The following is a 20,376-nucleotide window of genomic DNA, read 5'->3' as shown; positions in this document are numbered from 1 at the left end:
CTGCTTGTAGGCGATTAACATCTAGGTTTGGCTCAACGCGCCTAGGCTGGTACTGTTTTCATTGGAAGAATTTGAAACCGCCTTAGACGCGTCCTCAATGTCTGGTTAAACTCTTCAGTTCAAGGATCAAGGTTTCGCCAAAGTAGAGATCACCCAAGAACGAGAGGCTCTTGTCTAGGTTGATCGCCACCACCGAACAGATGAAGGTTCACCAAAGATTTCCATTGCAGAAATTCGTTGTGTCCTATTTGGCTTCTTTGGCTAACTTGGGCTTTTCCAATTATATAAGACTCTTTGTATTTCTATGTAGCTCATACGGCAGTAGAACTAAGCCATGACTCACATGGACTTGTTTATGAGGATTAACAACCCTCCTTAGGAGAGTTGCAGTTTACTGATGAGCTCTTGGTTAGTGTTGACGTGGATCTTGACCTCCTCGATTTGTTCTTGGATATGCTCCAAATCCAGTAAGCTTTCCTTGGCCATCTGCTCCATTTCTTGCGACTGCTCTTGCAGGGTCGCCATCACTTTGTCTAATGCATCTAAACTCGTGTTGTTTTCATTGGCTGAGTTGAGCACTGCCTTAGACGAACCATCGATCTTTTTGACTGCCTCGTTCATGGAGCCAAAGGTCGCCCCGATTTCCTCCAAGCGTTGTTGCACCCCATTGGCCAAGTTGCCCACTTCATCAGCCACCACGGCAAAGCCCCGTCCGTGTTGCCCCGCCCGGGTGGCTTCAATGGCGGCATTCAGGGCAAGTAGATTAGTTTGGTAAGACACTCGATCGATTTTTTTAAGTGCCTCAGAGACCTCGTGGATGTTGTGGTCGATGGTGCCCACCGTGAGCGAAAGCGTGTTGGAGAGTTCTTTTAACATCGCCATGGAGTTTTGCAATTTTTTAGCTTCTTCCTGTACAGCGTTGACATACTCGTTGTTGGCAGTGGCTTTAGTAGCGATGTTTTTTAAGTAGATGTTGTTTGCCCCCACAATTTGGTTATAGCCTTGGTATTGCTCTAACAAGGCGTTTTTAATAGCAATGGTCTTTTGTTGGCGGTTGCTCTTGATTTGCTCGTAATATTTGAGTGTACCCCTAAAGTGGGTGAAAAACTCTTTAAAAGTCGTGGATCTAGGCGCGCCCTCAAAGATACACAATGCCGTGAGGGTTTGGTTTTGGTGCAAGTTATTAGACACCTCCCCAAAGGTAGAAAATCCGCTAATGGGGCAGGTGTCAAACGCGCTAAATTGCGCCAAACTCTGCTGGTTATTAACCCGCCTCAAAACGCAGTCATTGGCCAAAATCGCCACCGCCTTGCGCCCCTGAGAGAATTGCTCATAGCTCTGCATGGTGTTTTTGATGAAGTTTGTGGCCTTCACCAAGTATAGTGTCTCACCAAAGTACAGATTACAGAAAAATAAAATGCTCTTATCTGGATTAAAAAGTCCCACAGAGCGGATGTAAAGTTGCTTACCTACTTCAACTGCAAATGTATAGCCTTCTAGGCTTTTGGATAGATTCTCTGGGGTGCAGTGGAAATGCGCACAAAGAGCATCGACTGCGTTCACGAGTTGGTTATTGATGAGAAATGACTTAACGGTGCGCAGCTCGGGGTTGCACTCCCCGATCAAGAAAGAGGTTTGGGTTTTTTCAAAATTGTGTGTGGTGAAAATGTCGTAATTGTACCCCGGTGCTAATTTGCAATACATTAGCACCGCCTCGTTGGTGCTCACCTTGCCATTTAAGGCCAAGAACGATTCTTTAAAGTCCAGTTTACCCCCCGCACTCCCACCCACGAGGTTAGTTAAAGGCACATCAGCGTTCACAAAGGCCTCTAAAAAGAAACTCTCCGAGGCGGTCAGCCCTGGGAAGTAGGTTAAAACGAAGGTGTCTGCAGGGCGGGTGGGCATTTTAGGGCGTACCTGCTTTTCGATCAACTCTTTAAGTTTTTGCTTGCGGCTGGCCAAGTCCATAGAAATTTGCCTTTTTGCAAGTCACCACAAAGGGTGTCCACCATAAAGACCTCCACACTCTCAAACAAATCCTTACCCAGCGCGTGCAATAAAATCCGTTCAGAGTTTTGTAGGTTGTAAAAATCTGCGCTAGAACCTCCAACCTGTCCGGCGGTTTGGATGGCAAAGCGCACGGGGATGTGGCTAAATTGGCTCTCTATCGTGCGCACAATGGCACTAAAATCCAAAGTGGCGAGCACAAAGACTAAAAGTAGGGTACCTTGCAACTTGGCTTTAGGCAGATCTGCAAGGAGTAGGGTGAGTTGGGTGCTTTGGGGACTTGTTTCTTTGGCTCTTTTGGAAGAAGTCCATTTAAAAAACATGCAAGTACTCCTAATAAGTTGTCTCATTTTACCATAAAGCCCTCAAAAGTATGACGCTTTGCAAGGGCATAAAAGCCCATTTTTAGCCACAATCTGCTAGAATAGGAGGATGCGTATTGATAAATTTTTAAACGCCACGAACATCACTAAGAGGCGCGCTGTTGCGCTAGACATGCTAAATGAGGGCGTGGTTGCCTTGAATGGGCTCAAAGTCAAACCGAGCAAAGAGATCAAGGTCGGAGATATCATCACCGTCACCTACTTAGAGCAAACCAAACGATACGAGGTCTTGGCAATCCCCGCGCTCAAAACCATCCCCAAAGCCCAAAGCCATCTATATATCAAAACCTTGGATTAAAGAAAAGAAATGGATTATAAAGACACCTTGATTTTACCCACCACCACTTTCCCCATGCGCGCGAATTTAGGGCAAAACGCCCCAAAGGTTTACGCTAAATGGCAGGAGGAGGGTATTTACGCCCACATGCAAGTCAAACGCAAGGGGCAAGCAAGCTTTAACCTGCACGATGGCCCACCCTATGCCAACGGGCATTTACACATCGGGCATGCCCTAAATAAAATCCTTAAAGATGTTGTTGTAAAGCACCACTACTTCGCCGGCCATGCCATAGATTACACCCCCGGTTGGGACTGCCATGGTCTGCCCATCGAGCAGCAAGTAGAAAAAGAATTTAAAGATAAGGATAATATCCTAGAGTTTCGCAAGCATTGTTATGAACACGCAAAACAATTCATAGACATCCAAAGGGATGAGTTCTTGCAACTAGGCGTGGTGGGCGATTATCACCACCCTTATGAAACCCTAGATCATACCTTTGAGGCAAGCATTTATGACATGCTTTGCATCGTGGCAAAAAAGGGCTTACTCAAACAACGCTTTAAGCCCGTGTATTGGAGTTGGGCATGCCAAAGTGCGCTTGCTGAGGCTGAAGTGGAGTATAAGGACAAGCAATCCGATTCAATTTTTGTCGCCTTCAACTTAAACCCAAAGAGTGCCGAGCTGCTCGCCCAAGAGGCACATTTTAGCGTGGAGCAAACCCCTAAGGACTTTTCGTTGGTGATTTGGACCACCACGCCCTGGACCTTGCCTGCCAATACCGCCATCGCCCTAAAGCCCAAAACCACCTACGCCATCACTTCAGCCGGACAAATCGTCGCTTTAGAGCTTGCCCCCAAACTCTTAGAAAAAGGGATTTTAAAGGGCACAATTGTTGGCAGTTTTGAGAGCAACCTTTTAGAAAAACAAGAGGCACTAAACCCCTTAAATGGGCGTACTTCGCTCGTGGTACTCGGCGCGCATGTGAGCTTGGAAGAAGGCAGTGGAGCGGTGCATACCGCCCCAGGTCATGGCGAAGAGGACTATTTTCTAGGGCTGGATTATGGCCTAGAGGTGCTCATGCCTGTGGATGACTTCGGGTGTTACAATGAGGAAATTTTAGAGAAGAAGCTTTTACCCAAGGAATTTTTAGGTGCGCATGTACTTAAAATCCAGCCCAAAATTCTAGAGCTCTTGGGTGAAAATCTCTTGCACCACAGCGTGATCACACACTCTTACCCGCATTGTTGGCGCACCCACGAGCCCATTTTATACCGCGCTACCACGCAGTGGTTTATCTTGATGGACGAGCCCTTTTTACAGCCCGATGGGAGCAAAAAAACTCTAAGACAGGTTGCCCTAGAGGCGATTGAGGGCGTGGAGTTCTATCCCAAACAGGGCAAAAATCGTCTAAGAGCAATGATCGAGCAACGCCCCGATTGGTGCGTGAGTCGGCAGCGCAGTTGGGGTGTACCGATGGCGTTCTTTGTGGACAAACAAAACCAAGAGCCTTTATTTGAGCCTGCCATACTCGAACATATTAAGGATATTTTCACCAAAAAGGGGTGCAATGCGTGGTGGGAGGCCGAGATTGCCGACTTATTGCCTCAAGATTTCAAGCACCTCGCCCCTAAATTAGAGAAAAACCCACATATTTTAGATGTGTGGTTTGACAGCGGGAGCACCTTTAAGGCGGTGTGTGAGGAACGCCTAAATCTTTATCCGAGCGACCTTGTGCTCGAGGGCAGCGACCAACACCGCGGGTGGTTTCAAAGCTCTTTGCTCTTAAGCTGTGTGGCCCACTCTAGGGCCCCTTTTAAAGTAGTGTTGACCCATGGTTTCACGGTGGATGAGAAGGGGCATAAGATGAGCAAATCTAAGGGCAATGTGATCTCTTTAGAGCATATCTTAAACACCTATGGCAGCGACATTTTGCGTCTATGGGTGGTGCTAAACGACTACCAAAACGACCTGAGCGTGAGCGATGCCTTCTTCAAACAAACCGCCGACAGCTACAAAAAAATCCGCAATACCTTGCGCTTCTTGCTCGCCAACATTGCGGATTTAGAGAGTTTAAGCCTTCTAAACCCCCTAGATGAGTGGATTTTGGCCCAAAGCGCACAGGTGTTTGGCCAAGTACAGACGCATTTTCAAGCCTACGACTTTGTCAAGGGCTTACAAAAGCTCTTGGCCTTTATCGCCAATGAGCTGAGTGGTATTTACATGGACATTGGCAAGGACAGCTTGTATTGTGATGCCAAAAACAGCCCCAAAAGGCGGGGGATACAAACGGCAATGTTGCACTTAGCCCACCAACTCAGTTTTTTATTAGCTCCCATTTTAACCTACACCATTGAGGAGGTTTTTAGCCACGCCAGCCCTCTATTTAAAGAGGTGGCACTCAGTGGCACAAGCGTCTTTGATTTAAAACAGCCCACCCTGCACCCCAATGAAACTCTGCTTGAAGAGTTTAAACCCCCCTTGCACCTACGCACCCTTTTTAGCGAAGCCCTAGACTGCCTTAAAAAAGACAAGCAGGTTAAAACTTCTTTGGAGCTAGAAATCCACCTAAAAGAGCCGGGCAATTTCAAGCATTACACCGAGTGGTTGATGGTCTCTAGCGTGTGTGCTAAGCAAGATAACGCCCTACTAGACACCCCTACCTTCACGCTTTACAGAGCCAAAGCGCATAAATGCCCCCGCTGCTGGCAATTTACCAGTCACAGCGCGCAAGAACCCTGTAATCGTTGCGCGAAGGTGCTAGAACATGCCTAGCTATGACTTGCATTATTTGGGGGCTAAAACCCCCTACATTGACAAATACGACCCGACACTTTTGGAAGCGTTTGCTAACCCCCACCCGAGCCTTGACATTTTCACCCGCCTCGTGAGCGCGGAATTTACCAGTCTTTGCCCGATCACCGCCCAGCCCGACTTTGCCACCATTTACATTAACTACATTGCCGGGGCTAAAATGGTGGAGAGCAAATCTTTAAAACTCTACCTCTTTAGCTTCCGCAATGAGGGCATGTTTGGGGAGGACTGCGTGGGTAAGATTTTAAACGACTTGGTCGCCTTGCTTGAGCCCAAATACCTAGAAGTCTTAGCCAAATTCACTAAAAGAGGGAGCATCGCCATCGAGCCCTTTGCCAATCACGCCATACCGGGGTATGAGGATTTAAAACGACAAAGACTTGTGAAGTACTAGGATAGAAGGGCTTTGAGCCTTTTTTGGGTGAGCTGGATCGCCACTGCTGAGTTGTCTATGCCGATCACTTGGCGTTTATGCACTAAGCCAGCTTGCAAAAATCCCCCTGAACCACAAAAACAATCTAGAATAACCGAGTTGGGTAAAGAGGATTGACGCACAATCAAATCAAGCATATCTTGGTTTTTTTGGGTGGGGTAGAGGGGGTGTTGGGGGTCCTTAAAACACTCCCAAATATCTTGGATTTTATGCCCCTTGTGTTCGCTAAAGTATTGCTTAATGCGAGGGTTGTTGTTTTTAGACCACTCGATATGCCCCTGTCGATCCAGCTCTTCTAGAGTATCCGGATGTGTGCGCCAGTGCCGCCCTTTAGGGGGGAGCTTGCCCCGCCATAAACCCCCGGTCGCCCCGTTTTTGGTTTCCCCGGGCGCGTGGCAGGGGATGGTGGTGTAATGTCTGCCCTCTGTATCCACCTTATTAAACCTCTTGGGGATGTCTTTTATGGGCTCTTGAATGTCGTTAAAGATATTCTTACCCCTCTTCTTGGCGTAAAAATAGATGATGTCTTTCATGTTGCCATAGGCTTTGCGTTTAAAGTTTTTGGGGTTGGATTTCACCCGGCTGATCTCATTTAAAAAATTGTCTCTGCCAAAGATTTCATCGAGTAAAAGGCGCAAATAGGGGCCGGTTTTAATGTCCGTATGCACATACAGCGAGCCTTGTGGGCTCAACAACTGCCAAATGAGAAAAAGTCTTTCACGCATGAACTCTAAATAATCTGCGAGGGGTAGCCAATCGCCATAAGCGAGTTCATCGCTAAAACTCTTGCTGATTGTGGCGGTGCGCTCGCTAGAGTGGGTGAAATTTTGGCATGTGTTGTAGGGGGGATCGATGTAGATGAGGTCAATGCACCCTTGGTGGGTTTTAAGCAGTTTTGCCATCGCTTCAAAATTATCCCCATGGATGAGTTGCACGCCCCCAAAAGCACACACACTCTCTAAACAACCTTGTATCTCTTGTGCCATTTGGGCGATTGTTGCCAAACTCTTTTTATTGGGATATTCTAAAACAACGCTCATAAAGTCGCCAAGAAATCGGGGAGAAAAATAGCCGATAAGATGATCTCCCGCAGCGTTTTGAGAGTTTCCATCATCTTGTGGGGGCGATCGATATAGACCACGCCATCTAAAATGGCGATCATTTGGACATGGTAAGGTGTGGGGTCTAGGGGACTTTTAAGCGTGGCGATCGCATCTGCAAATTGGGCGTTTTGGTGTCCGCCAAAATCACTTAAAAATTTTGCTTCACCCAAAACAACTTTGTGAGAGCATTTAGCGATGAAGTCTAACCCCTTATCACGCCTGTATCCAAAGTGGTTTTTAGCCAAGTCTTGCATGGCTTGATCGCTGGCGTTAAAAATCATAGGAGTTGTGCCCTTATAGGCTAAAAAGGCATGTGGATCGTCCGTGATGGGGTAGGTGAAGTTCTGTTGCACCCAATTTTTAAAGAAACTCCCCATTTGTGGTTCCAATGGGCTTTGTCAATTCCAATAAAATATTTTCTGATCCCATAGCCAAAAGCGTGCTTTCAAGCCGTGCCACCGTTTTGGGGTTGCGCTTTAAAGCTGAGGGGTCTCGCTTCAAATAAGCTACATAAGAATCTTTTAAGGAGAAGATGTCTTGTTGTAATAAAACTTGCAAGAGTTGCCCATGTTTGGGGTTTTGGTAGATGTGGCGGATGTACTCTAGTGTGTGGAGGTCTAACAGCCGGCGGGCGTTGGGCGAGATGGTGTAGATTTTAAAGAGACGGTCGAGATAGTCAAACTGATTGGCTAATTTAATGCTCTCTTGTGTCCAATGGTGCAAGAAATCCCTTTATGCGTCAAAACAAGAGAGCATTATACACAAGGTGTCTTAGCTTTAGGTGAGCACAAGCACCACGCCACCCCCGATTAGGTGGATTCAAAAGAGAGATACTATGGCGTGGCTTGGGGAAAAACCACCTCGTTTTTGTGCGGCACTTTATGCCTTTTCGTTAAGGATACCCATGAATTTATCCACCAAAAGAACTTTTCTTTGCTCTATAAAATTATCAAAATTCTCCAGCGATAAATCCGTATCGGGGATCAAATGCTTTTGCAAAAACCCTTCTTTGTCTTGTCCACAATTTTCATCCACCCATTGCGCCAAGGGTTTGTTATTTTTGGACTCGTTTTCATGCGCATCCAACATTTGCAAATTAATAAGGGAGTCGTAAATTTCAAAGGGCTTAAAATCTCTTTGAGCCTGTTGGGATAGTTTTTTATAATTCTCATAGGCTTTTTGGGGGTGTAAATGGTCCCTGTGGAAATTGTTGTTCTTGTAGTCTAGATTAGGATAAAGCAAAGAGAGCAGAGCAAAAGCTCTAGAGGTGTTGGTGCGCTCAAACAAAACATTGGCCTCTAAAAACTCTAAATCCACTTTTTGGTGGTATTTGCCTTCTATTTCGATTGCTTTTTGGGGGAAGGGCATGTTTGCTTGGTCAAAATACACACGACTTTGGGCATTAAATTCTTTGATGAAAGCCCTGCGCATGTTGGATAAGGTTGTGTCGCTGCTCGCCCCTAAAGGTTTAAACACAAGGGCGCGCAAAATCCAAGTTTTCATGTGGACCCTATTGTCTTGTTGGCCCATAGTATGGACAATCTGGCCACTTAAATTTTGGTGATAAATGTAATAAACAAGGGGCAAGGCTAGGTTATTTGCCCCAAGTGTCGCCCCATTCAAGCCAAAGCTTCTAAGCAACTCAAATGTTTCCAAAAAGGCAACTTTAATCGCTTTCCACTTTTGCTCGACCGCTTGGATAAAACCGCTGTCAAAACTTTTGATCTGGTAGCGGATGTCGTGGTGGAACAAAAATAAAAAACCCTTTAAAATCAAATCCTTGCTGACATCAAAACCCTTATTCTTGATCTGATCCACTAAATCATGAATTTCTGTCCGTGCATCAATCTCTTTCCAATTGGCAACGGCAACACTGAAGAGAATGTCAGCATATCCTAGTGCTGTTCCTCCAGAGTTGATGCGGATAAAAATATTCACCGCCTTTTCTGGGTCTTGCTCTGTCTCCAAATAAAAGTTAATCTTAGATTGGTCGGGCGTGTTAAAAATCAATGTGAAGAAATCCAATAGCCGTTTGCGTTCCTCTTTATTAAACCCTTGCTCTATTGCAAAATCAAGGACTTTATCTAAACTATTAGAATTTTCGCTTTTAAAATCATAGATTGCCCCGCATCTAAACCATTTTTGCCCATGTTCATCTACAAACATGGCTTCTGTCTTGTCGCGCTCGAACCACAAAAATTCATATCCCACATCAGAAAGTTGTGTGGGTCTGCTTTGGGTGAGATTAAAATACAAATAGGTGTTCCAAAAATTCCGATCCTCATCTGTCCATTTCTTATTGCGTTTGTGGATATCGTAACGCCCAAATAGTCCCAAGTAAAGAGAAGTCAGCCTTTGTTGCCCGTCCAAAATGGCGTAAAAATCCTTGTAGCCTGCGGTGTCAAAATGTTGGTTATGGGTCTTGAACTTTTGCCTAAAACACTGCAAGAAATCATAAAACTTCCAAGATTTCTTGCTCTCATCCTTGACTTCCCAAAAGAGCATCGAGCTAATGGGGTAACCACGCATTAAGGAGTCAAATAATCTAGCCACTTGTTCAGGTCCCCAAACATACTCCCTTTGGAATGCGGGGATCAGGTACTCTCTGCTCTTAATCTTTTGCATCGCCTCATTAATGCTAACAGGGGATTGGAAACCTGCCATGTTTACTCCTAAATTTTGGATCACGCCACAGATACAATTTTAAAACTAACAAATGGCTACACCAAAAAAGCCCGCGCTCTTCAAAAATATAGCTACCCCATTTTTTCAATAAAGTCCAAAACCTCAAAGCTCACTTGGAGTTTATGCCCCTTTGGAGTGGTGTGGGTTGTCTTAGGGGTTAAGAGTGTGAGCTGATTCGTGTCAGAGCCTAGCGCTCGTGTGTCATTAAGACACACGAGCTTACAACCCTTGCCTTGTGGTGTGGGTTCTAAAAGTTTCTTGGCATTTTCTAGGGCGTGCTTGGTGTCGCTCTCCGCCTTAAAGGCCACCTTGTAAAACCCGCCTAGCTCTTGCAAAATATCCACATTTTGCACGCATTCCACACTCCAAAACGCCCCTAAATCTTGCTTTTTGAGTTTGCCCTCATGGCGGTTTTTGGGTTTGTAGTCGCTGATGGCGGCGAGCATGAATAAAAAGGGGGGGTTGCTGGGGTTTTCATGCGTTTTTAAAGCCTCTAGGTAGTCGTTGGCGCTTTGCACCTTGACACGCTCTACGCCGCTAGGCAACTCTAAAGCATTTTTACTAGAGATCAACACCACTTGCGCCCCCTTAAGCCACAGGGCTAATGCTAAATAATGCGCCTGCAAGCCACTAGAAAAATTAGACACACAGCGCACAGAATCGATCGCTTCAATGCTGCCCCCGCCTGTAACCACCGCCTTTTTACCCGCCCAAAAATCGTTAACCAGCAACTTGCGCGCACAAGTACTGGCAATTTCGCTAACCTCTGCTAGTGCCCCCACGCCCACAGAGTTGCATGCCAACAGCCCGTCTTTAGGCTCTACCACCTCGCAGCCCAGTGCCTTTAGACATTTTAAGTTGCGCTGTGTCTGCTTAGCTAAAAACATTTGCGTGTTCATGGCGGGGGCTAGGACTTTGGGAGCAGGGCTAGCTAAAAAGGTGGCACTTAGGGCGTTATCGGCAAGTCCATGGGCTAATTTAGCTAGGGTGTTTGCGCTGGCTGGTGCGACCAAGATTAAATCCGCGCTTTGTGCGTAGCTGATGTGATTAGCGCAATCTTGATCGAGTAAGGTCCACTCTTCGTTGTGGTCTATGAGCACCTTAAAGTGGCTCAACGCCTCAAAGCTTAAGGGCTGCACGAACTTACACGCCCCTTGGCTCATGACAACGCGCACGCTTGCGCCCATTTTTCTAAGCAGGTGCAGCAAGTCTAGTGCTTTATAGGCGGCAATAGACCCGCTCACCAAGAGCAAAATATTTTTATTTTCTAAAAGGGGGATTTGATCTAGGCTAGAGGGCATGCACCATCTCTAAAAGCGCGCCAGGGCTTAGCCGCTCGGGATTGTCTTTACTGTTGTAGCTAAAGCCCTCTTTAGTGGGCGTGCCGCGCTCGCCTAGCAGGGTTTTTGTGTAGTTGATGGGGGTTTGGAAGATGATGGTGGGCTCTAGGATATAAAAGCTCTCAAACTCCAGGGCCTTGTCGTCGGCACTGATCATCACTTCATGCAACTTCTCGCCCGGGCGAATACCAATGGTTTTTAAGGGGATATTGGGAGCTAGGGCTTTGGCTAAATGCACAATCTCCATGCTAGGGATTTTAGGCACAAAAATTTCACCCCCGTGCATGCGCTCCAAACTTTTTAACACAAACGCCACGCCCTTTTCTAGAGTGATCCAAAAGCGCGTCATGCGCGTGTCCGTGATAGGGATAAAGGGGGCATTTTTGATGGCAAGGTCTTTAAAGAAGGGCACGACACTGCCCCTAGAGCCCACCACATTGCCATAGCGTACCACGCTAAATTTTGTGCGCGCTTGGCCTTTCATGTTGTTCGCGCTGGTGAAAAGCTTGTCGCTGCAGAGTTTAGTCGCCCCGTAAAGATTAATGGGGTTGCTCGCCTTGTCTGTGCTAAGGGCAATCACATGGCTCACCTGGGCTTGTAAGCACGCCTCGATCACAGCACTCGCCCCTAAAATATTCGTTTTTATGCACTCTAGGGGGTTGTATTCAGCGGTGGGGACTTGTTTGAGCGCGGCGGCGTGGATACAAATATCCACCCCCTGCAGGGCACTAAAAAGCCGCTCTTTATCCCGCACATCCCCGATAAAATAGCGCATGCACGGGCTGTTATAAGTCTGCGCCATTTCCCATTGTTTCAGCTCATCGCGGCTATAAACAATGATTTTTTTAGGCTGGTGCTGCTCTAGCAGGGTTTGGACGCATTTTTTGCCAAAGCTACCCGTCCCACCCGTGATTAAAATGCTCTTATTTGAAAGTTGCACGCTAAAATCCTTTGCAAAATGCCTATTTTAGCAACTTTTAGCCCTCTTGCAACAAGACTTCCCGCCAAGTCTCTGGGTAAGCTTGCATGAGGGTTTGTAGCCGTTTGACATGGGCGGCGTTGGAGTTGAAGATGTTTAAATGCGCCCCCAAGCCCTGCAAACCCACATGGATGATGTTCGAGCTGCCCTCTGCCATGTTTTTGACTAAAACTTGTTGTGCGCTTAAGGGGGTGTTTTCTAAAAAATGCGCCTCCATGTAGCTTAACTGGATGCCTAAATCTTGGCTTAAACGGGTGCTGTCTAAGTGCTTTTGGGGGTAGAAAATCAAAGTTCCCATGTTTTTAACAAAGCTGGCTGCCTCGGGGATGCTAGCAAGCTGGTTTGTATCTTGCAAGGCGAGCACCACTACCCCATTGGCCTTTCTAGCCTGGGTGATCAAGGTGTTGATGTGGGTGTTTATGGTTTCATTGGCAGCGTAGCTTTTAAACTCATCCACAAAGAGCAAAAAGCCCTCTTGCTTTTCTAGGGCTCTATGCAGGATTTTATAGAAAATGTAGTACGCCAAAAGCCCTAAATCTTTAGGGTTGGCACTGATCGCATCCATGTTGATGGCGACTAGCGGGGTGTCAAACTCTAGGCTGTCTTCTAGGGCGTTAAAAAGGGGATTTTGCAAGTAGGGCTCTAGACTTAGGTGCAAAGTGGGGGCATTCGTGATGGCCTCTTTGAAATCTTGCAGATGAAAGCTCTTTTGTGGCAAAGTGGCATGCAGACTTTTTAGGGCTTTTAAAAGGGCGTGACTGGCGTGGATGTCTTCCTTATTTTGTGGGTGAGAAGAGAGATGACATAAGCTAGAGTAAAAGCTGTGTAAAAAGTCTTGGTTGCTGGGCGTGAGCTCTAAAGTTAGGGGGTTGATTTTAAAATCCTTGCCCGAGTTATACACCCCGCCAAAGTAATTAATACACGAAAACAGCCCATAGGCGCGATCAAGGGCCAGGATATTCAGCTTGTCGTATTTGAGCGCATTTGCCATTAAAAAGCCCATTAAGGTCGTCTTGCCCGCCCCCGTTGCCCCAATAATCATGGTGTGCCCGTTGGTGCGGGGGCTGGTGGGGCTTGGGGTGCTCTCTTGGTTGTGGAAGTTGAAGAGATAGGGGGAGTGGTCTAAATTCTTAAACACGCTTAAGGGCTGGTTGCCCCACGGATTGCTTTTAAAGCCACAATTTGGCTTTTCAAAGAGCATGAGCGTGGCTAGGGCCTGTGCACTTTGGCAACGCAAACGGGGGTTTAAATGCAAACGCCCGGGAAATAAAGAAAAGTAAGCCGGCCTTAGCCCCAAGGTCTCCACCACCCCCACCAAGCGGGCGTTAGAGAGTACGCTTAGAACTTCCTTGGTATGGTGATCTAGGCTCTTTAAATCGGGGGCTTTGAGAATGATATTCAAGGCGGCTTTTTGCAAGCGCAAGCGTTTGGCTTGGATCTGCTCGTAATAACTTTGTAGTTCTTGGCGCACAAGGCGGGCAAAACTCAGGCGGATTTTCTCCTGTACGAAGGCTAGGGCCACTTGGGTGCTTAAGGGCTCAAGGCTTAAAAACACTTCACACGCGAGCTCTTGATGCAACAAGGAGAGTAGGGCGAGCGAGCTTAAAGTCTTGCTTGCATAGGCTTTCACGCCCAAAATGCGGTTATAGGTCGTGTGAGTGGCGTGCTCTTGGATGTAGTGGTCTTTGTTGAAGTGGATGTTCGTGGCGATGTAGCTGTCTTCTAAAAAACCTAGTGTGGGGTTTAAGCTTGTGGGGTGTCCGTTGATGAAAGTGGCGTAAAAGTTTAGGGCTTCTTTGGCACTTAGAGGGGTGGGTTTAAAGGCACTTAGAGCGTGCGCCATTTGCTCCATGCATGCACTCAAATGCTGGGCTAGATGCTGGTGCGCCTGTGCGCTGGTGGTGAGTTCTAGTTTTTTCTGCTCTAAGAAGTCTTTTAGGGGGTTTTGCGTGGTTTCAAAAATGAGCGTGTAGGTGTTCTCGTATAAGTCCTTGGGCTGGGATAAGTCTAATAGGGCTTGCACTTGGGGGTTGGGGGGCTTTTTGGGGGGCTCTAGCTGGACTTTGGCGCGCTTGGTGTGGATACGAAGCACCACGCCCTCTAACTGCTCTAGAGCGTTCTGCTTGCTAGAAAAGTGGGTTTGCAAGTCCTCTTGCAAGAGTGTATTTGCGCTTAAACCCTTGATATTTAAGAGCCCCACGAGCTGCTCGCTCTTGGTGAATAAAAAGCGTTCGTTGTAAAGCCCTAGAATGTTGTTCTCTTCCACCATGGAGTGGGTTTTTGGCAACGCGCCGGCCAAGAGGTCTAGGGCTTTATGCCGCCAAAACTCTAGGCCAAATTTCAAAGAAAACCCTAGAGCGTTGCTAAATCCACGGCTAAAGTTGCCCCAAGTGGGGGCAGAGTTAGAGTCAGATGCGTGCTGTTGCCTTTAATTTTGAGGAGCACTTTTGTATTGGGTGCGGCGAGTTTGTAGTGCCCTTTTAAAATGATGGTCGTTTTTTGCAGGGTTTGCGTGGGGTCGGCGATGTTTAAGGTCAAGCCACTTGGGCGTTGCACCTGCAAGAGCGAAAGGGGGTCTTTGAGTTTCAAGTCCTGCAGTTTCTGCCACCCGGGGGCGTATTTATTGATGGCTAAGAGGCGTTTAGAGGCGATAAACACGGCGTGCAGGGCGGGGGTTTGAGATAGGATTTTAAAATCCTCTAGGGAGTAGTTTTGCACATCTTTGGGGCTAAAGTTTGGCAAAATCACATAAGCGTAGCGGGCTTTTAAGGGGTGCAGGATTTGCATCTCTAAAAAGGGGGCAGATAAAGTTTTGTAACTCTTGCCCCCGATGGCTTTGTAATTGCCGCTCCTAGCGACTTCTTGTAATTTAGTGTTTTCATCCTCTAAGAGTATGTAGCCTATGTTGGTGTGGGTGCTGGGGTTGGTAAAGTTGATGAAATCGCCCTTATGCGCTAGAGTGGCTTGCTGGCTGAAGGGGGCGTTGTTGATGAAAACCTGTGTATCGGGGCTTAGTTTGCGGTTGTCTAAAATGGTGGTGGTGGGCTTGTCGCCTACAATGCTGCCTAGTGCCACCACCTCATCGCCTAAAAAGAGATAGGATTTTTGCGCCCGAAACTCTGGCTTTTGTAAATCAAGCCCCACAAAACCAAAACGCCCATCGCTCGCCCCCCCCGCAAAATCATTCAAGCCCAAAGAGCCTCTGCGCCACACCACCACCTCCTGATTTTGCACCTCTGTGGTGCCGGGCAACTTTGTGAAATCCACCAACGGCCAAAAATCCACAAATGCCCTAGGACTGCCATAGATATAAGTCATGCCATCGGAGGTATCAAAGCCCTTTAAATTCTCCCCGTTTATGGTTTCATAATCCACAATGCGGCTAGAGTGCATGGCAAGCACCACTCGCCCCCCATGCGCACCCACCTGTGCTGCGCGGTCCATCGCTCCAAAGACATGCACGGGGGGGATGTGGCTTGTGTCACCTTTAATCAACGCCGCTAAAGCGGGGTTGTTAAAGCCCTGCAGTGCCTTTAACAATATCTGGCCTCGTGTAAAGTCGCTCTCTTGATCGCGGCTGATGCCACGACCACACACCGAGGCGTTGATCCCGCCTTGGATGAGTAAATAGGGGTAGCCTTTAAGCACGCTGGCATACAAAGCCGGGTCTATGAGGCGTTGTTTAGTTAGGGGGGTGTGGGCTAAAGTCGCCTTAAATTGCGCCAAACCCTTTAAAAGCACCAAGCCATACGAGCCATTAGAGGGGACATGCTCGTGCTGGATAAACGAACCGTCCGCATAAAAGCCATTGCCGCTTGCAACGATCTTAGACGCGCTTTTGACCGCTTCTATAGCCTGCAACACCTCCTTTTCATTGTGTTTTAATATCCCCCTAGCTAGGCTAATGAACGCCGTATCCACCCGATTAGCCCCCTTGCTCTCGCGCGACTCTGGGTTCGTGCTCGCCCTGGCCCCTGCACTTAAACCTGAGTATTTGGGGTTGGGCTGGTAGTATTCCTGGGCTTGTAAAAGCGTGGTTTGTAGGCTCTTTGGCAAGAAGTGCGCTAGGGCTAAAATCGCATTGAGGGCTTTGGGGATGCCAATTTCATAGGGCCACCAATTCCCCCGCTCTAGCCCCCCCACGCCGTAATACTGGCTAAAGTCTTGTAGGGCTTTGATGATCTCCGCCTTATTTAAGGGGGCATTGTTTAGGGCGTGGGCTTTGAGTAACCCCAAAATAGTCCTTAGCTGACGCAAGAGTTCCTTACCACTGGGCTCAAAAGGCAGAGATTGTAGGTGCTCTGCCTTCATGGGTGCATTGTCCTCTAAGAGTGTGTGTGTATAATTGGCCCTCAACTTAGCAAAGTCTAATGGCACAGCTTGCAAAAGGGATAAACAAAGCAAAAAGGGGATTAGTTTCATTATTACCCTTCACCAAAAAATAGTTTGCAGTATAACAGATAAATCTATTTTGTTGTTAATCATCCCATGCCACAACATAAAATCTTTTATAAGGGAATGTAGATGGCCAATAAAATTGTGTTGAGAAACAAGGCTAGAGAAAGCTGTATTTGCAAAGTGGGTTTTAGTTGGACGACTTTATTTTTTGGCTTTTTTGTGCCCCTTTTGCGCAAAAACTGGATTTATTACGGTTTTGGCAAAAGAAGCCTCTGAAGCATTTGGTGCCCTCTCCTTTATTTTTAAAATTGTGATGTCATTCATGTATAACCGCATGTATATTAAACGCTGGCACTTTTTCTTAGGCAAGCACATTGTCCAAATACTTTTTAAACAAGGGAGAGCAGGAATACCAAAAGATGGGAAATGAGAAAACGATGTGCGTGGCTTGTGTGAGCAGTTGCTGCTCAGCCGTTATATCAATCTTAAAATCCGAATATTGTTGGTAAAGCTTGCTAAACACCACGCCCTTGTGCTCAATGCTCTCTTTTAAAGCCTTGTTGATGCGCGATGTTTGCAAATCGGGGTGGGCTGAAACAACTAAAGTAGCCATTTTGTTCTTTTCGTTTTTTAGTAAGGCGGTTAAAGGCAAGGGCTTTTAGTATAAAATGCATGCTCTACCAAGAAACCTAGGACGGGTGCCTAAAACTCATAGCTCAAATACACGGTTACAGATCGTCCTGGACCAGGTTCTCTGCCTGTGGGGCTAGTGCCAATGCCCCTAAAATAATACTTCATGCCAAAGAGATTATTCACCTGCAAACTGCCCGTGATTTTGTGCCGCCCACTTTGCCAAAACACTTGGCTTAGCTGGACATTCCACACCCAATACCATGGCAAGAGCCCCACGCTATTGCAGCCATAGGTGGCCCCGTCGATGCTGTAGCCAAAGTTGAAACAAACGGTTTTGGGGGTGGCTTGGTTGAGAATGGAGGAATAAGACCGGCTGTAAAAATAGCTAGAAAGCCCAAAGGTCGTGTTTTTATAGGTGTAGCTCATGTCAAAGATGAATTGGTTGGGGCTGACATAGGGCAATCTCTTGCCTTTGAGGTTAAAGGGGTGATCGACGATGCCCTCAAAATAGCTAGGGTTGTCCTGTGCGTTGTTGGTGATGCGTGCGTCTATGTAGGTGTAGGCAAGGTGCATTTGTAGCCCTCTAATGGGTGCGTAGTAGAGTTCCAGCTCCACACCCTGACTTTTGGCGTTGATGTCTAGGCTGTTGCTCCCATACCCCCCGCTGTAATAGTGGTGCGCGAGGATCACAAAATAATCTGCGTTGAAGCTTAGGATGTCTTTGTAGAAATAACGCGATCCCACTTCAAACTCGTTAAAAATCTGGTTGTAATTGGTGGAGAAAATGCTCACCGACTTGGCTTGAGGCGGGATAAAACTGCGGCGGTAATTAAAATACATGACCCAGTTTTCTAAGGGTTTATAGCCTAGATTGAAAGCAGGGCTGTATTGGTTGTCTGTCTTTTTAATGCTCTTAGAAAGGCTATAATCCCCATTGATGGGGTTAACATTTTCAGGCAAGACTTTTTTGTAGTCCAAGAAAGTGTAGCGAAACCCCGGGATTAAAGTGAGTTTGCCTTTAAAAAATTCCATTTTATAACTGGCATAACCCACAATGTAGTTGTTAAACATTTCCAAATTTTGGCTGGCCTTTTTATCGTATAAAAATCCCGACATTTGGCAAGTACCATTATTGACAGAAAGGCATTTGTTTTGCAAAAACCGAAACCACATGTCGCTGTTCATGTAGCGCATGCCCACTTTTAGCGTGTGCTTCATGTGCTTGGTGTGGAACACAATGTTGGCATTAGGCTCAACGGCATTGATGAGATAATCGCGGGGGTGATCGCCAATGCTAAAGCCCTTGTAGTTTTGGTCGGTGTAAACGGGGCCTAGGTTGGGGTTTGTGTTAACATTTAAGAAATTCGAGTCGAATTGGAAATCCCGACTCATGTCATGCCCATAGTAGGTGAGGGTGAAATCTCCGCCCACTTTAGAGGTGTCTCCAAAAAAGGTTTGATAAACTGCCCCCCAACGCATGGCCTTCCCGCTTTTGTCGTTGTTAGGGCGGTTATTTTGGAAGCGGTTGGTGTCGTAAGCTTGCACCCCCAAAGACCCCGGGTCGGTGAGGAAAAATTTATAATACTGGTAGTAAGCCGTGATTTTATGGTTTTCGTTGATTTGATAAAGCGCATCTAAGAGATAGTTTTGGATATTAGTGGGGCTATTGGCCCTAAAGCCTTGCCCTGTGATGTAGTTGGCCTGTGCCTGCACGCCAAAATGCTCGTTGATCATGCCCCCGCTTTTGAGGTAGGTGTTGTATAAAAAGTTGTTGGCTAGGGTTTTGATGAAAGGTTGCCCTTTACTCTCAGGCCCCACAAAGCCGCCATTGCTCGCCCGCCCCCACGCCGTCATGCGCTCAGCCACCTGGTTTTGCCATTTATAGGGGATGGGCTTGGTGATGATGTTGATCACGCCCCCAAAGGCATTAGGGCCGTATTGCACACTCTCCCCGCCCTTAATCACGCTGATGCGATCGACCGATTGAAAAGTTACGGGGAAAATGGGCATGCCAATGTCGGCATAGGGGGCAACATACACGGGGATGCCATTGACTAAAATCATCCCTGTATTGCTGTGCCCCGACCCCCCGCCCCCAAAGCCGCGCACCGAAAAACTAGGCATAGCACCCACACCCGTAGCGTTTCTAATATGCACCCCGGGGACATTTTGCAGGGCTTCTTCAATGCTTTGGTTGGCCTGTTGGGTGAGCTGTTTATGCGAGATGATCGTTTGGCTGCCTAAATAATTTTTCACTTCTGGACTGCGCCAACTTTTTGGAGCTTCCTCATTCAAAACCCGACCCGTGGTTTCTACCCTTTGCAAGCGGTGGGTTTTGATCGCCCATAATGGCACGCACGCACACACAAATAAAATAAAACTGCTTCTACACATCATCATCCTTTGCTAAAAGGCGCTATTCTATAAAAATAATTATAAGAATTATATTAAAAATTAAAGTATGGGATTGCACCACATTTAGGTTGAAAAAGCCCCTTAAAGTGTTCTAAAAATTAACAAGAACTCAAAGGATTTGGCTAAACTAGAGCATTTATGTAAGAGGAATGCCCATGTGGCAGTTTAACGCAAAACGCCTTACCCATCTCATAGGTTTGGTGTTTAATCTTTTGCCCCTGTGTGCGGAAAATAAGGGCTGGTATTTGAGTTTTGGTCCGCAATTTAGCCTCGTCAGAAGCAATGCGCTTGTATCGCAAAACATGGATTTTATTGTGATCAAGGATCAAAGAGAACTACAAGATAACATAGCTCCTATGGGTGGGGGCAATGTGCGCTTGGGGTTTAAACATTTCTTCGGACAGAATAAGCAGATTGGACTACGCTACTATTTTAATTTTGGGGGCAATGGCGGGTCGTGGGTTTCGCAATTTGTCTATGGCTTGGGAGCAGATGCCATGCTAAATTTTATGGAGAAAAAATGGAGGGGGCGGGATTTTACCTTTGGGGGGTTTGTGGGCTTGCTCTTTAGCGTGCAAACTTGGCAAACAGAGGTGGCTTCAGTGTTTCAGGAGGAACTTACGGCGAGTTTGGGTAGGGGTTTTACGCGCAAAGTTAATCCCGTGCAGTTTCAATTACCCTTAAACATTGGCTTGCGCCTAAGTTTTTCTAAACACCAAAGTTTGGACTTGGGGGTCATGTTGCCCTTTTTGTATTTCCCCTTTGCCCGCTACTACAAAGACATCAACCACACTAAAGACAGCGCAACCATGACCATCCACCGCGATTTTTCCGTGTATTTGAACTACACTTATGCGTTTTAGTGGAACAGGTTTTGCTGGGTTAGGACATATTTTGCCAAAGGAAGCC

Annotated in this window: 16 protein-coding genes; 4 read left to right on the top strand and 12 right to left on the bottom strand. The window is 46.9% G+C overall.

Translation table 11 applies throughout. From position 1 onward, the window contains the following. Positions 1 to 375: 375 nt before the first annotated feature. Entirely contained in the window at positions 376 to 1,968 is a 1,593-nt protein-coding gene (locus AOG36_RS03335; protein ID WP_015106441.1) for a methyl-accepting chemotaxis protein, read from the bottom strand. Beyond that, the gene (locus AOG36_RS08540; protein ID WP_015106440.1) at positions 1,929 to 2,330 is read right to left on the bottom strand and encodes a hypothetical protein; all 402 of its coding nucleotides are present in this window, start codon (positions 2,328 to 2,330) and stop codon (positions 1,929 to 1,931) included. Before AOG36_RS08540 ends, AOG36_RS03335 begins: the two co-directional genes overlap by 40 nt. Before the next feature lie 109 nt (positions 2,331 to 2,439). On the opposite strand from AOG36_RS08540, the gene AOG36_RS03330 reads away from it, so the two are divergent. From AOG36_RS03330 to queF, 3 genes are read left to right on the top strand one after another with little or no spacing between them, the layout of a single operon-like run. Further along, positions 2,440 to 2,688, top strand: a complete 249-nt coding sequence (locus AOG36_RS03330; protein ID WP_015106439.1) for an RNA-binding S4 domain-containing protein — start codon at positions 2,440 to 2,442, stop codon at positions 2,686 to 2,688. A gap of 9 nt (positions 2,689 to 2,697) precedes the next feature. Next, a complete protein-coding gene (gene ileS, locus AOG36_RS03325) occupies positions 2,698 to 5,442 on the top strand; it encodes an isoleucine--tRNA ligase (RefSeq protein WP_015106438.1) in 2,745 nt (914 codons plus the stop codon). Continuing rightward, positions 5,435 to 5,875 (top strand): preQ(1) synthase, encoded by a 441-nt coding sequence (gene queF / locus AOG36_RS03320; RefSeq protein ID WP_173380397.1) that lies wholly within the window; start codon positions 5,435 to 5,437, stop codon positions 5,873 to 5,875. The genes ileS and queF overlap by 8 nt, the downstream gene beginning before the upstream one ends. Here queF and AOG36_RS03315 read toward each other — a convergent pair. The 10 genes from AOG36_RS03315 to AOG36_RS03275 all read right to left on the bottom strand — a co-directional run bounded on the left by AOG36_RS03315 (position 5,872) and on the right by AOG36_RS03275 (position 19,446). Further along, positions 5,872 to 6,954, bottom strand: coding sequence for a site-specific DNA-methyltransferase (locus AOG36_RS03315; RefSeq protein ID WP_231850683.1), 1,083 nt, complete (start codon positions 6,952 to 6,954; stop codon positions 5,872 to 5,874). The two genes, queF and AOG36_RS03315, sit on opposite strands and share 4 nt — an antisense overlap. Beyond that, positions 6,951 to 7,394 carry a type II restriction enzyme gene (locus AOG36_RS09235; protein WP_015106436.1) on the bottom strand — a complete coding sequence of 148 codons (444 nt, stop codon included), beginning with the start codon at positions 7,392 to 7,394 and terminating at the stop codon, positions 6,951 to 6,953. Before AOG36_RS09235 ends, AOG36_RS03315 begins: the two co-directional genes overlap by 4 nt. Then, on the bottom strand, positions 7,378 to 7,740 hold the full coding sequence (locus tag AOG36_RS09230; protein ID WP_053827790.1) for a hypothetical protein: 363 nt from the start codon (positions 7,738 to 7,740) through the stop codon (positions 7,378 to 7,380). The genes AOG36_RS09235 and AOG36_RS09230 overlap by 17 nt, the downstream gene beginning before the upstream one ends. 156 nt (positions 7,741 to 7,896) lie before the next feature. Next, the gene (locus AOG36_RS03305) at positions 7,897 to 9,681 is read right to left on the bottom strand and encodes a DUF262 domain-containing protein (RefSeq protein WP_015106434.1); all 1,785 of its coding nucleotides are present in this window, start codon (positions 9,679 to 9,681) and stop codon (positions 7,897 to 7,899) included. Between the two features lie 92 nt (positions 9,682 to 9,773). Next, a complete protein-coding gene (coaBC, locus tag AOG36_RS03300; RefSeq protein ID WP_015106433.1) occupies positions 9,774 to 11,003 on the bottom strand; it encodes a bifunctional phosphopantothenoylcysteine decarboxylase/phosphopantothenate--cysteine ligase CoaBC in 1,230 nt (409 codons plus the stop codon). Beyond that, positions 10,993 to 11,982 carry a UDP-N-acetylglucosamine 4,6-dehydratase (inverting) gene (pseB, locus tag AOG36_RS03295; protein WP_015106432.1) on the bottom strand — a complete coding sequence of 330 codons (990 nt, stop codon included), beginning with the start codon at positions 11,980 to 11,982 and terminating at the stop codon, positions 10,993 to 10,995. Before pseB ends, coaBC begins: the two co-directional genes overlap by 11 nt. 37 nt (positions 11,983 to 12,019) lie before the next feature. Next, a complete protein-coding gene (locus AOG36_RS03290; RefSeq protein WP_015106431.1) occupies positions 12,020 to 14,365 on the bottom strand; it encodes a VirB4 family type IV secretion/conjugal transfer ATPase in 2,346 nt (781 codons plus the stop codon). 8 nt (positions 14,366 to 14,373) lie between these two features. Continuing rightward, positions 14,374 to 16,443 (bottom strand): polysaccharide lyase family 8 super-sandwich domain-containing protein, encoded by a 2,070-nt coding sequence (locus AOG36_RS03285; RefSeq protein ID WP_015106430.1) that lies wholly within the window; start codon positions 16,441 to 16,443, stop codon positions 14,374 to 14,376. Between the two features lie 337 nt (positions 16,444 to 16,780). Continuing rightward, positions 16,781 to 17,032 (bottom strand): NAD(P)H-dependent oxidoreductase, encoded by a 252-nt coding sequence (locus AOG36_RS03280; RefSeq protein ID WP_015106428.1) that lies wholly within the window; start codon positions 17,030 to 17,032, stop codon positions 16,781 to 16,783. A gap of 89 nt (positions 17,033 to 17,121) precedes the next feature. Continuing rightward, positions 17,122 to 19,446: a TonB-dependent receptor family protein gene (locus AOG36_RS03275; RefSeq protein WP_015106427.1), complete on the bottom strand. Its 2,325-nt coding sequence runs from the start codon at positions 19,444 to 19,446 to the stop codon at positions 17,122 to 17,124. 176 nt (positions 19,447 to 19,622) lie between these two features. Here AOG36_RS03275 and AOG36_RS03270 point away from each other — a divergent pair, with 176 nt between their 5' ends. Next, entirely contained in the window at positions 19,623 to 20,330 is a 708-nt protein-coding gene (locus AOG36_RS03270) for an outer membrane beta-barrel protein (protein WP_015106426.1), read from the top strand. The last annotated feature ends 46 nt before the right edge of the window (positions 20,331 to 20,376 follow it).

Source organism: Helicobacter heilmannii, assembly GCF_001283065.1.
GTDB classification, from domain to species: domain Bacteria; phylum Campylobacterota; class Campylobacteria; order Campylobacterales; family Helicobacteraceae; genus Helicobacter; species Helicobacter heilmannii.
The sequence above is the reverse complement of the archived record's forward strand: the minus strand, read 5'-3'. Positions and strand labels throughout refer to the sequence as shown.